The following is a 12,063-nucleotide window of genomic DNA, read 5'->3' on the forward strand; positions in this document are numbered from 1 at the left end:
TCGACGTCTCGCGCGTGGGATTTTGCGCTTCGTTAACCCTGATCCCCTCCAATGGCGGGAGTTGGAGTGGGGTTGGCCCGGATGCGTTTTTCGTTTTCCATGATCGGTGGAATACGCCTGCCGAACGCGGGACGACGCCTCGTGCCGGCCCTCGTCTGTGGCCTCGCCATCGCCACGCTCTGGGCCGGTGCCGCCACATGGTACCTCGTGTTCCACGACGAGATCCTGGCCCGCTTCGTATCCCAGCAGACCGCCCTGCAATATGCCTACGAGGAGCGGATCGGGGCCCTCAGGCTTCAGCTCGACCGGGCGACGATGGAGCATCTCGCCACGCGCGAGGGATTGGCCGCGCGGGTGGCCGATCTGTCCCAGCGCCAAGCCGCGATGGAAAAGCGTCAGGCCCAGCTTTCGCTCCTCGCGAGCGAGGCCGGGCACCCCATCGCGAGTGCCGCCCGGAGTGCGGCGGACGATCCCGCCGAGACCGGGGCGCTCGGTTACGCGGCCACGATCACCGACCCTGTCGCCAAAACTCCGGCCAAGCCTGCGCCAAAGCCCTTTCCGACGCCCGACGCCTTCGAGTTGCGCTCACGCGACGGCGCGCCCGGCCGGCAGTCTCTGCGAGAGACCGAGCAGGTTCTGGCGGGGCTGGATCGGCGCCTCGATGGTCTGGGCGCGCACCAGATCCGAACCCTTGATGCGCTCGGCGTGCGCGCGATCCGCGGCTCGCAGCGCCTGCGTGACATCGTCATCCGTGTCGGCCTCGACCCGCAGCGTTTCGAGCGCCAACGCGAGGCGGGGATCGGTGGGCCGCTCGTGCCGCTCGCCACCGATCCGTTCGGCATCGCGGTCGGGCAGGTCCGGCGGGCTCTGGGAGAGGAAGACCGCCTCCGCCGCATCGCATCCGCCCTCCCCGTGCGGCAGCCCCTGGCCGGCAAGTACAGCCTGTCGAGCGGTTTCGGACCCCGTCTCGATCCGTTCACGCGCGGGCTCGCCCTGCATACCGGCCTCGACATGAAGGCCGAGTTCGGGGAAAGCGCCCGCGCGACGGCGGCCGGCCGGGTGACGGTCGCCGATTACAATGGCGGCTACGGCAACATGGTGGAGGTCGATCACGGCAGCGGGCTCGTGACGCGCTACGCCCATCTGTCATCCATCACGGTAGGCGCGGGAGAATGGGTCGAGGCCGGGGGCGCCATCGGCCGTGTCGGCTCCACCGGCCGCTCGACGGGAAGCCATCTGCATTACGAGACGAGGATCGACGGCGAGCCCGTGGACCCGCAGCGCTTCCTGCGCGTCCTCGGCGGATCGGACGCGCAGTTCCTCGCCGCTAGATAGGAGAGCCCAACTGAAGGGAAGCGAGGACTAATCGATGTCCTCGACTTCGCCGGCCCCGCCATAGACGCGCTGGGCCAGGGACGCTTCCATGAAGGGATCGAGTGCACCGTCCAGCACTTCGTCGGGATCGGTGGACTGGGTGCCCGTGCGCAGGTCCTTCACCAGCTGGTAGGGCTGCAGCACGTAGGACCGGATCTGGTGGCCCCAGCCGATATCGGTCTTGGCCGCGTTCTCGGCATTGGCCTTCTCTTCGCGCTTCTTGAGCTCGGCCTCGTACATCCGGGCGCGCAGCATGTTCCAGGCCGTGGCCCGGTTCTTGTGCTGGGACCGCTCCTGCTGGCACGCCACCACGATCCCGGTGGGATTGTGGGTGATGCGCACCGCCGAATCGGTGGTGTTCACGTGCTGGCCACCGGCGCCCGACGACCGATAGGTGTCGATGCGGCAATCCGATTCCTTGATCTCGATGACGATGCGGTCGTCGATCACCGGATAGACCCGGACGCTGGCGAAGCTGGTATGGCGCCGCGCGCTCGAATCGTAGGGCGAGATGCGCACGAGGCGGTGGACGCCGGATTCCGTCTTGAGCCAGCCATAGGCGTTGTGGCCCTTGACCATGAGCGTGGCGCCCTTGATCCCGGCCTCGTCGCCATCAGACCACTCGACGATGTCGACCTTGTACTTCCGGCGCTCGGCCCAACGGCCGTACATGCGCTGGAGCATGTTCGCCCAGTCCTGGCTCTCGGTGCCGCCGGCCCCGGCATGGACTTCGACATAGGTGTCGAGCCCGTCGGCCTCGCCGGACAGGAGCGTCTCGATCTGGCGGCGCGCGGCCTCCTTCTCGACGGCGCGGATGCCGTTCTCGCCTTCGAGAATGGTGTCCTGGTCGCCTTCCATCTCGCCGAGCTCGATGAGCGTCGCGGCGTCATCGAGATCCTGGCTGAGCTTCTTGATCGCGCCCGCGGCGTCCTCGAGGGCGCCGCGCTCGCGCATGACCTTCTGCGCCGCCTCGGCGTCGTTCCACAGGTTGGGATCCTCGGAGGCTGCGTTCAGCTCCGCGAGGCGTTTCTCGACGGTATCCCAGTCAAAGATGCCTCCTCAGCAGTCCGATCGACTGCTTGGCGGCATCCGAGAGTTGTTCGATCTCGGCGCGCATCTGGTGTTTCGGCTCGTGGTGAAGGTACAGGGCTTAGCGTGTGAGCGCGGGTGATACCGAGACGCCCGCCCGGTGTAAACGGCGGCGCCCGTCTTCCTCTTCCCTCAGGTCCGGGACGGTCCCCCGCATGACGCCAGCCACCACCTCTCGACCCACGGGCCGCATTCGGTCGCGAGGGGGCTGTCTCGCAGCGAGTCTCGCCATCATCGTCGCGGGGCTGAGCCTGCGCTTCGTGCCCCTCGGTCTGCCGATGGGGATCGTCAAATACGGCGGTTCGGCCCTGTGGGCGGCAATGGTCTACGCCTTGGTCGCGGCGTTGCTGCCGCACCGGAATGGGCAGGCGATCCTCCTCGTGGCCGGTGCGATCGCTCTGGTGGTGGAGCTCTCCCGCCTCGTCCATACGCCGTGGCTCGACGCGTTCAGACTGACGCTCCCCGGCGCCCTGTTGCTCGGGCGGATCTTCTCGCCCTGGAACCTCGTCGCCTATGCCGCAGGCCTCGCCGCATCTGCCCTCGTGGATCGGTGGGCCGGCCTCCGCGCGAAAGGCGGATAGGTGTCAGCGGCCGTAGGCGGGAGGCGCGACGCGTGCCGGGGCCAGGACGAATTCGTGCGGCCGGCGGCGCCCGTTCAGCGGACCTTCCGTCGGCGAATCCTCGAAATAGCTGTTGCCGCTGAGGCCGAACCCGCCGCCATTCATGACGCTCGGCACCGGAATGGCGCGCGCATCGTCCGGGACGGGACGGCCCGTCGCCCGGTCTGTGGGCAGGATGTAGGGGCCATTCGCCGCCGTATAGGACGTTTGAGCGACGGCGCCGGAGGCGAGGGACAGGCCGAGGCCGATCAGGCCTGCGGCGGCGAAGGTCGAGAGATGCTGCACGGGTCGCTCCGTCGCGGTGTTCACATGCGGCCGCGGCCGCTCATGCCCTTACCATGCCCCATGAGAGGTTGCCTGTCCGTGTCCTCGCCGCTCCAAGATCCATCTTTTTCGATGCCGGCCGGTCCCGTACGGGGGAGATGCTTCCCGATCCAAGGGGCAACCAGCCCGGATTCTCCGCGTTGAACCAGCAAGCGCAACCGATAAGCGCATTCAGCAAGGAGCCCACCATGACCGCCATCAAGATCTCCACCGCCGCCGCCGCATTGGTCGTTGCCCTGTCCGGCGCCGCCTTCGCGCAGACCGGAATGCCCGAGAGCCATGGCACGAATGCCGCCGGTTCGAAGTCGGGCGTGGTCGGCAAGGGGGACAGCATGGAGGCAGGCCCCGCCACCACAGGCACCGCGACCGCGCCGGGCGCCCGCACGGCACCGGGCAGCGCCATGCCCTCCACTCCCGGCATGACCACCAACGATCCGAGCGCAGCGCCGCGGCCCGTCTCCCCGGCACCGGCCGTTCGCTGAGATCGGGTCCAGCGCCCGACAAAAGGAAAAGGCCGGAGCGATGCTCCGGCCTTTTTCTATGGATGGGACGCCGTGTCCGCGCAGCTCAGCCCTTGGCGCGCAGGACGACCTGAGGCTCGCGTTCCACCGGCACGCAATTGGTGCGGATCGCATTCAGGACGAGGGGCTGCGAATCGCAGACATAGCTGAGACCCGGATCCGGTGCGGGAACCGGATCACGCGCGACGATCGGGTTCGGCGCGCAGGCACCGGCCGATCCGGCCAGCAGCAGCGCGACGGTCAGGGTCAATCCGCGCATACGATCCTCGGTGGCAGGCGACATGGCGCGACCCTGCTCACCGGGACGGCATGTGACAAGCACATGAGAGGGGCTCGGGCCGCTTTGGCGCGACCTGTCTCCCCCCCGCAACATCACCGATGACGCGATTCAGCCCGCTTTCGTGAGCGGGACGACGTTGTGGAGCGTGCGGTCCGACGTCTCGAAGAAGCGGCGGATGTTGCGGGCCGCCTGGCGGATGCGCTGCTCGTTCTCCACCAGCGCGATACGAACGTAATTGTCGCCGTGTTCGCCGAAGCCGATGCCCGGTGCCACCGCCACGTCCGACTTCTCGAGGAGGAGCTTGGAGAATTCGAGGCTGCCGAGGCCCTGATACTTCTCCGGGATCGGCACCCAGGCGAACATCGAAGCCGACGGGCTCGGGATCTTCCAGCCGGTCTTGTCGAACGACTCGATCAGCGCGTCGCGGCGCTTCTTGTAGATCGAGCGCATCTCCACGATGCAATCCTCGGGTCCGTTGAGGGCGGCGGTGGCCGCCACCTGGATCGGCGTGAACGCCCCGTAATCGAGGTAGGATTTCACCCGCGTGAGAGCGGCGAGCAGGCGCTCGTTGCCCACCGCGAAACCCATGCGCCAGCCGGCCATGGAGAAGGTCTTCGACAGCGAGGTGAACTCCACCGTGCAGTCGATGGCGCCCGGCACCTCCAGCACGGAGGGCGGCGGCTCGCCGTCGAAATAGACCTCCGCATAGGCGAGATCGGACAGGATGATGATCTCGTGGCGCTTGGCGAAAGCGACGAGGTCCCGGTAAAAATCGAGGCTCGCCACGTAGGCCGTGGGGTTCGAGGGATAGCAGACGACGATCGCCACGGGCTTGGGGATCGAGTGCTGCATCGCCTTCTCGACGGCGGGGAAGAAAGCCGGGGTCGGCTCGGCCGGCACGGAGCGGATCACGCCGCCCGCCATCAGGAAGCCGAAGGCGTGGATCGGGTAGCTCGGGTTCGGCACCAGCACCACGTCGCCCGGCGCGGTGATCGCCTGCGCCATGTTGGCGAAGCCTTCCTTGGAGCCGAGCGTCGCCACCACTTGCGTGTCGGGGTTCAGGCTCACGCCGAAACGGCGCTTGTAGTAGTTGGCCTGCGCCCGGCGGAGACCCGCGATGCCCTTCGAGGACGAATAGCGGTCCGTGCGCGGCCGGCCGGCCGTCTCCACCAGCTTGGCGATGACGTGGCGCGGGGCGTCGAGATCGGGATTGCCCATGCCGAGATCGATGATGTCGGCGCCATTGGCGCGCGCCTGGGCCTTGATCCGGTTGACCTGCTCGAACACGTAAGGGGGCAGGCGCTTGATGCGGTGAAAGTCGGTCATGGGCTTCACGGGGTCCGATGCGCCAATCGCATGATTCGCGCGTTCAAAACTGTCATCACTCTGACGTGGTCGACCTGTCTACCATCTCGGCGGCCCGGAGCCGACCGTTATTGTGCAGGCTGGATCTGGCCTGTGGCGCGGGCGGCGCTCTCGGCGGCACGGCCCTTGGCTTCGTTACGGCCACGAGCGCCCATCAGATCGTTCTCGAGACTCTTGGTCCCTTCGGCGGTGCGGGCGCTGATGGGCCTGGCCGGTGCTGCGACGCCGACGGGCAGGTATTCGGCGTCGGTCTTGCGGGATTGCACCACGAAATCGGGCGCCTTCACATCCTTCGGCCCGCCCCCGGCGAGCGTATAGGCGCCGCGCATGGCGTTGAGGTCGCCGGAGCATCCTCCCGCGGCGAGAAGGCCGCCGAGGACGAGGGCCAGACGGGGGACGAAGCCGCACCGCCTGTGATTCCGTGATGAAGGCTCTGACATAATGACCTGAAACGTAAGCCGCGCCCTGGCGGAAAGTCGAGGTGCCGCGTTAATTTGTCGAGAACGAGGACGGTTCGGCCGGGCCGTCCCGCGGAAATAGAGGGGAAATCAACGCGTGACGACCGACAGGACGACACCGCTTCCCGATATCGACGCCTTGTCCCGCAACGCGACGTTGCTGATCGAGGAGTTCACCCGCACGGCCGGCGCCTACATGAAGCCGATCAGCCAGGCGGACCCGCTCGATCTCGAACTGGCCAAGCCTCCGGAAGAGGTCAACGACGTCGTCAAGACCCTCGGCACCGTGGTCGAGCGCTGGATGGTCGACCCGCAGAAGTCCCTCGAAGCCCAGAAGAAGCTCAGCGACGCGTTCATCACCCTCTGGGGCTCGACCTGGCATCGTCTCCAGGGCGAGGAAGCGTCTCCCGTGGCGTTGCCCGAGGCGAAGGACAACCGCTTCAAACACGCGGAATGGTCCACCAACCCGATCTTCGACTTCATCAAGCAGAGCTACCTCATCACCTCGCGCTGGGCGGAAGAGCTCGTCGACGAGGCCGACGGGATCGACGAGCATACGCGGCACAAGGCGCAGTTCTACCTGCGCCAGATCGTCGGCGCGCTCTCGCCCTCCAATTTCGTGATGACCAATCCCGAGCTGATTCGGCACACGCTGCAGGAGAACGGCGCCAATCTCGTGCGCGGCATGAAGATGCTCGCCGAAGACATCGAGGCCGGGAAAGGCCAGCTGCGGGTCCGCCAGACAGATCCGTCCGGCTTCGAGGTCGGCGTCAACGTCGCGGTGTCCCCCGGCGAGGTGGTGTTCCGCAACGACCTGATGGAGCTCATCCAGTATTCGCCGACCACCGAGACGGTGCTCAAGCGCCCGTTCCTGATCGTGCCGCCTTGGATCAACAAGTTCTACATCCTCGATCTCAACCCGTCGAAGAGCCTGATCGGCTGGATGGTGTCGCAGGGCCTCACGGTCTTCTGCATCTCGTGGGTGAACCCCGACGAGCGCCACGCCGACAAGGATTTCGAGAGCTACATGCGCGAGGGCATCGAGGCGGCCATCGACGCGATCGGTGTCGCCACCGGTGAGAGCGAGGTGGCGGCGGCGGGATATTGTGTCGGCGGCACCCTGCTGGCGGTGACCCTGGCGATGCAGGCGGCCACGGGCAACAAGCGCATCAACAGCGCCACCTTCCTGACGACGCAGGTGGACTTCACCCATGCCGGCGACCTCAAGGTCTTCGCCGACGAGGAGCAGATCCGCAGCATCGAGGCGCGGATGAAGAAGCGCGGCTACCTCGAAGGCTCGGGCATGGCGACCGCCTTCAACATGCTGCGGCCGAACGACCTGATCTGGTCCTACGTGGTCAACAACTACGTGAAGGGGCAGACGCCCTCGGCCTTCGACCTGCTCTACTGGAACGCCGACGCCACTCGGATGCCGGCGGCCAACCATTCCTTCTACCTGCGCAATTGCTACCTCGATAACACCCTGGCCCAGGGGCGCATGATCCTCGGTAACGTCCGCCTCGACCTGAAGAAGGTGAAGGTGCCGATCTTCAACCTCGCCACCCGGGAGGATCACATCGCGCCCGCCATCTCCGTCTTCGAAGGGTCGTCGAAATTCGGCGGCAAGGTCGATTACGTGCTGGCCGGGTCCGGTCACATCGCCGGCGTGGTCAACCCGCCGTCCAAGCCGAAATACGGGTTCTGGACCGGCGGTGCGGCCAAGGGGCGTCTGGAGGATTGGATTTCGGCGGCGACCGAGCACAAGGGGTCGTGGTGGCCCTACTGGTTCGAATGGCTGGAGAAGCAGGCCCCGGCCCGCGTGCCGGCCCGGATTCCCGGCGAGGGTGGTCTGCCCTCCCTCGGGCCGGCGCCCGGAACCTATGTCCGCATGAAGGCGTGATCGGATTGGGTCGTTGCCATTCGTTTCGAATGGCCGAGTCGAGAACGGGATCGTCGGTGGTCCCTGCGGCCGGATGACGGGTGTTCGGCTGCGTTTTTTCGGATCCCCGTCACCTCATCCTTCAAGGCGGCTGTCGCCGCAGCTCAGGATGAGGTCGACGAGGGGAAGATCTCCACACTGCCTCGGTGTTCCGCCTGAGGACACTCAGAACTTCCGAACCAGCGGCGCGGAAGCGATCGGAGCGGCCGGCGTGCCGAAGACGTAGCGGAAGCCCACCGAAACGATGTCCGCGCTGCCGCTCGTATCGGCGGCGAAGGGAATGTTGCGGAAGTTGTAGTCGCGGCCCGGACCGGCGAGGAGCTTCGAATCGCCCACGAGGAAGAGGTGAGAATAGGCGATGTTGAGGGTCAGCTTCTCGCTCCAGCGATAGCTGCCGCCGAGCGAGACGTTGAAGCGGTCGCTGTCGGGCAGCCGAACCGAGCGGTTCGAGAAGTCGATGGGCGATTGTTCGTAGGCGAGACCGGCCCGGACGGTGAGGGCCGGCGACCAATCGTACTCGCCGCCGACGGAATAGGTGTAGCCGTCCTTGTAGTTCAGGGGCAGCGTGGTCGCGATGCCGCCGGTGGTGCGGCCGACGATGCCGACATCGCCGAGCCTCGACCAATTGTCCCACTCGAAACCGAGATTGACGCGGGCGACCGGGCTGACGGCCTGGGTCAGGCCGACACTCACCTTCTCCGGGGTATTGAGGTTGGCGGTGACCTGCTGGCTCAGGAAGGCCGCCGGCCCCGGCAAAAGGAAGGCGCCTTCGATGTCGTGATGCACGGAGGAGCGATAGCCGACGCCCAACGCCGTGCCGGCCCAGGGGGTGATGAGCACGCCCGCCGTGAAGCCGACGCCCCAGGATTCTCCCTTGAGCGACGCGTTGGGGGCGATGAGCGGGCTGAACGAGAGCGGGAAGGCCTGGCGAAGGGTCAGCCGGAAATACTCGATGTTCGGCCCGGCGGCGATCGAGAGCCACTCGTTGACCTTGAAGCCGATGGTCGGGTTGAACGAAAGCGAGAAGATGCGGCTCGACCGTCCGTAGACTTCGCCGGCCCAGTCGTCGCGAGGCTTGGTCACGAGGCCGAAGGGAGCGCCGGTCTGGATGCCGATCCAGAGCCGGTCGGTGAGCTGGTAGGAGGTGGCGCCGGCCGGGATCACGGCGCCCTGGCCGATATCGCCGCTGCCGCCCAGCGGCGCGAACAATGGCGAGGTGCCGTCCGTCGGGGTGATCTTGGAGGAGAGGTTGATGAAGCTGAGATTCTGCTCGCTGACCCAGCCGGGGTTCATGGTGATCGTGGCCGGGTTCCAGAACATCGAGGAGACGCCGCCGGAGCCGGACGCGGCGCCCGCGAAAGCCTGACCCTGCGCGAGGGTGCTCTGTTCGCGGATGCCGAACGCGCCGGCCATGGCGTCCCCTGCCGTCAGGGTCAGGACGGCGGCGGAGAGTCCCGCCAGAGCCGTGTTGCGAATCGTCATGGCCATGTCCTGCTCCCGACCCTTGCTTGCGATGCTCGGATTTACCGCGGCGTGATCCCCAGCCGGCATCTTGAGCAGAAGAGTGCCGTTCTTGGCCGGTCTATGCAATCCATGTGCGGCAAAGTGTTAATCGTTTCATAAGCTGCGATTTACTTTGGCTATGCCTTCGCCGACATCGTCGCCCGTGTCACCGAAAGGCATCGCAGCGAATCGTTCACATCTAAACTGTCCGATTTACGTATCTCGTATCCTGCAGAAAAATGCGTATCGCGCGGAATTTTCAAAGGGATGTATGAATTATGCAACATGTCCCTGTACGATCTCGACACCTTGCCAGGGACGGTGGAGGGACCGATGTCTCGGGCTGACAATGGATCGAAGCGGAGCGAGAACCGATGAAACTTGTGCGTCACGGAGATGTGGGCGACGAGAAGCCCGGCTTGATCGATGCCGAGGGCGGGTTGCGCGATCTGTCGGGCATCCTGCGCGATATTTCCGGCGCGGCCCTCGCCACGACGTCATTGGAGCGCCTGCGCGCCATCGATCCCGAGACGCTGCCGCTCCTCCCCGCCGAGACGCGGCTCGGCCCCTGCGTCGGCGGCACCCGCAACTTCATCGCGATCGGGCTGAACTATACCGATCACGCGGCGGAGATCGGTGCCGACATCCCGGCCGAGCCCATCGTCTTCAACAAGGCGCCCTCCTGCATCTCCGGCCCCAACGACCGGGTCATTCTGCCGAAGGGGTCGGCCAAGACGGATTGGGAGGTGGAACTCGCCATCGTCATCGGCGCGCGCGCATCCTACGTCCATGCCAACGAGGCCCTGTCCTATCTGGCGGGCCTGTGCCTCTGCAACGACGTCTCCGAGCGCGAGTTTCAAATGGAGCGCGGCGGGACCTGGACCAAGGGCAAGGGGTGCCCGACCTTCGGTCCCCTCGGGCCGTGGCTGGTGACTCTGGACGAGATCCCCGACCCGTCCGCCCTGGACCTGTGGCTCGACGTGAATGGCGAGCGGATGCAGTCGGGGTCGACATCGACGATGATCTTCGGCGTCGCCCAGATCGTCGCCTATCTCTCGCATTTCATGATGCTGGAGCCCGGTGACGTCATCACCACGGGCACGCCCCCCGGTGTCGGGATGGCACGCAAGCCGCCCCGCTTCCTCAAGAACGGTGACGTCGTGACCCTCGGCATCACCGGCCTCGGCGAGCAGCGCCAGGAAATCGTCGCCTTCGACGACTGGACCGCGAAGGTCGCGGCCGGCGAACCGACTCATTGAAACGGGGCGGGGATCGAAATCCCCGCTCGCTCGTCTCCTCTCCTAAGCGGGTTCGCGTCGGCAAGCCAACGCTTCACCCTGCTTGGCTCTTTGCTGTGTCGCAGGGTTTTATCGCAGAACCGGGGGCCACTTCTGCAAAACCTGCTTAGACGCAGCTTGGCCGGTAAATCGCATCGCACGGCTCGGCCCATGGCAGTTGGAAGGACCTAACCTTGAGCATCGGACTGATCGCCCTCCTCGACGACATCGCGGGGCTCGCCAAGGTCGCGGCCGCCTCCCTCGACGACGTCGCGGGGCAAGCCGCCAAGGCCGGTGCGAAAGCGGCAGGGGTCGTCATCGACGACGCCGCCGTGACGCCGCGCTACGTCGTGGGCTTCGCGGCCGAGCGCGAATTACCGATCGTGGGCAAGATCGCCATCGGTTCGCTGCGCAACAAGATGCTGTTCCTGCTGCCGGCGGCCCTGCTGCTGCAGGCCTTCGCCCCCTGGGCCATCACCCCGCTGCTCATGCTCGGCGGGGCCTATCTCTGCTACGAGGGCACCGAGAAGGTCTACGAGGCGCTGTTCCCGCACAAGGCGCATGCGCATGAGGCCAAGCTCGATGCCGATGCCGGGGACGGCGCGGCTCTGGAAGCGCGCAAGGTCTCCAGCGCGATCAAGACGGATTTCATCCTGTCGGCCGAGATCATGGCGATCTCCCTGGCCTCGCTTCCCGAAGGCAGCATCTGGACGAAGGCGATCGTGCTCGCGGTCGTCGCCATCGGCATCACGGTCTTCGTCTATGGCGGCGTGGCGCTCATCGTGAAGGCGGACGATGCCGGGGTCGCGATGGCGAAGAACACTTCGGCGTCCGTGTTCGGCAGCGCGATCCGCGGTTTCGGCCGTGCCCTGGTCAAGGGCATGCCGGTCTTCCTGCAGCTCCTGGCCATCATCGGCACGGCCGCGATGATCTGGGTCGGCGGCGGCATCCTCGTCCATGGTCTCGAAGGTTACGGCCTGCCACAGGTCGCCCACGTGATCCACGACGCCGCTGCCGGCACCGCGAAGATGGTGCCGCCGGTCGGACCCGTCGTTGAATGGATCGTCACCGCGATCGGCTCCGGCATTGTGGGTCTCGTCGTCGGGGCCGCGCTCATTCCGATCACCAGCTACCTCATCGCGCCGCTCTGGTCGGGCCTGTCGGGGTTGCGCGGCAAGACGGCGTGAGGGGGCGATCCTGGCCGGCCCGAAGCCAAATGCATCGGGGCATGCGGCCGGCCCGGCTTGATTTTCCGGCGAAGATTCGCCTCATGGGGCCATGACTGACACCGTGGCCCCCCTCGCCCCCTTCCC

At 66.4% G+C, this 12,063-nt stretch carries 12 protein-coding genes; 6 read left to right on the forward strand and 6 right to left on the reverse strand.

The genetic code is table 11. The features are described from left to right. Window positions 1–81: 81 nt before the first annotated feature. A complete protein-coding gene (locus FV220_RS05890; RefSeq protein WP_238253785.1) occupies window positions 82–1,335 on the forward strand; it encodes a M23 family metallopeptidase in 1,254 nt (417 codons plus the stop codon). A 27-nt stretch (window positions 1,336–1,362) separates the two neighbouring features. Here FV220_RS05890 and prfB read toward each other — a convergent pair. Continuing rightward, window positions 1,363–2,491 (reverse strand): peptide chain release factor 2 gene (gene prfB, locus FV220_RS05895; protein ID WP_147830138.1). Its coding sequence is split into 2 segments (ribosomal slippage): window positions 1,363–2,421 and window positions 2,423–2,491, totalling 1,128 coding nucleotides; the frame shifts between segments, so codons are not numbered across the junction. Window positions 2,492–2,618: 127 nt separating this feature from the next. Between prfB and FV220_RS05900 the strand changes: the two genes are divergently transcribed. Further along, window positions 2,619–3,044, forward strand: coding sequence for a DUF2809 domain-containing protein (locus FV220_RS05900; protein WP_056146447.1), 426 nt, complete (start codon window positions 2,619–2,621; stop codon window positions 3,042–3,044). A 3-nt stretch (window positions 3,045–3,047) separates the two neighbouring features. Here FV220_RS05900 and FV220_RS05905 read toward each other — a convergent pair whose 3' ends face one another. Further along, window positions 3,048–3,368 (reverse strand): hypothetical protein, encoded by a 321-nt coding sequence (locus tag FV220_RS05905; protein ID WP_043764740.1) that lies wholly within the window; start codon window positions 3,366–3,368, stop codon window positions 3,048–3,050. 227 nt (window positions 3,369–3,595) lie between these two features. On the opposite strand from FV220_RS05905, the gene FV220_RS05910 reads away from it, so the two are divergent. Continuing rightward, entirely contained in the window at window positions 3,596–3,889 is a 294-nt protein-coding gene (locus tag FV220_RS05910) for a hypothetical protein (RefSeq protein ID WP_056146442.1), read from the forward strand. Between the two features lie 85 nt (window positions 3,890–3,974). Here the strand turns inward: FV220_RS05910 and FV220_RS05915 are convergent, their stop codons facing one another. The 3 genes from FV220_RS05915 to FV220_RS05925 all read right to left on the reverse strand — a co-directional run bounded on the left by FV220_RS05915 (window position 3,975) and on the right by FV220_RS05925 (window position 5,902). Beyond that, window positions 3,975–4,187: a hypothetical protein gene (locus tag FV220_RS05915; RefSeq protein WP_056146439.1), complete on the reverse strand. Its 213-nt coding sequence runs from the start codon at window positions 4,185–4,187 to the stop codon at window positions 3,975–3,977. 129 nt (window positions 4,188–4,316) lie between these two features. After that, window positions 4,317–5,534, reverse strand: a complete 1,218-nt coding sequence (locus FV220_RS05920; protein WP_018044439.1) for an LL-diaminopimelate aminotransferase — start codon at window positions 5,532–5,534, stop codon at window positions 4,317–4,319. Window positions 5,535–5,641: 107 nt separating this feature from the next. Beyond that, window positions 5,642–5,902, reverse strand: coding sequence for a hypothetical protein (locus tag FV220_RS05925; protein ID WP_018044440.1), 261 nt, complete (start codon window positions 5,900–5,902; stop codon window positions 5,642–5,644). A 226-nt stretch (window positions 5,903–6,128) separates the two neighbouring features. Here FV220_RS05925 and phaC point away from each other — a divergent pair, with 226 nt between their 5' ends. Continuing rightward, a complete protein-coding gene (gene phaC / locus FV220_RS05930; RefSeq protein WP_147830140.1) occupies window positions 6,129–7,931 on the forward strand; it encodes a class I poly(R)-hydroxyalkanoic acid synthase in 1,803 nt (600 codons plus the stop codon). Window positions 7,932–8,135: 204 nt separating this feature from the next. Here the strand turns inward: phaC and FV220_RS05935 are convergent, their stop codons facing one another. Next, window positions 8,136–9,458, reverse strand: coding sequence for an outer membrane protein transport protein (locus tag FV220_RS05935; RefSeq protein WP_056146611.1), 1,323 nt, complete (start codon window positions 9,456–9,458; stop codon window positions 8,136–8,138). A 389-nt stretch (window positions 9,459–9,847) separates the two neighbouring features. Between FV220_RS05935 and FV220_RS05940 the strand changes: the two genes are divergently transcribed. Both FV220_RS05940 and FV220_RS05945 read left to right on the forward strand, forming a co-directional pair. Continuing rightward, on the forward strand, window positions 9,848–10,732 hold the full coding sequence (locus FV220_RS05940) for a fumarylacetoacetate hydrolase family protein (RefSeq protein WP_147830142.1): 885 nt from the start codon (window positions 9,848–9,850) through the stop codon (window positions 10,730–10,732). Between the two features lie 212 nt (window positions 10,733–10,944). Continuing rightward, complete coding sequence (locus FV220_RS05945; protein ID WP_056146429.1) at window positions 10,945–11,937, forward strand: DUF808 domain-containing protein; 993 nt, start codon at window positions 10,945–10,947, stop codon at window positions 11,935–11,937. The last annotated feature ends 126 nt before the right edge of the window (window positions 11,938–12,063 follow it).

The sequence above is a fragment of the Methylobacterium sp. WL19 genome (genome assembly GCF_008040005.1).
Lineage (GTDB): Bacteria > Pseudomonadota > Alphaproteobacteria > Rhizobiales > Beijerinckiaceae > Methylobacterium > Methylobacterium bullatum.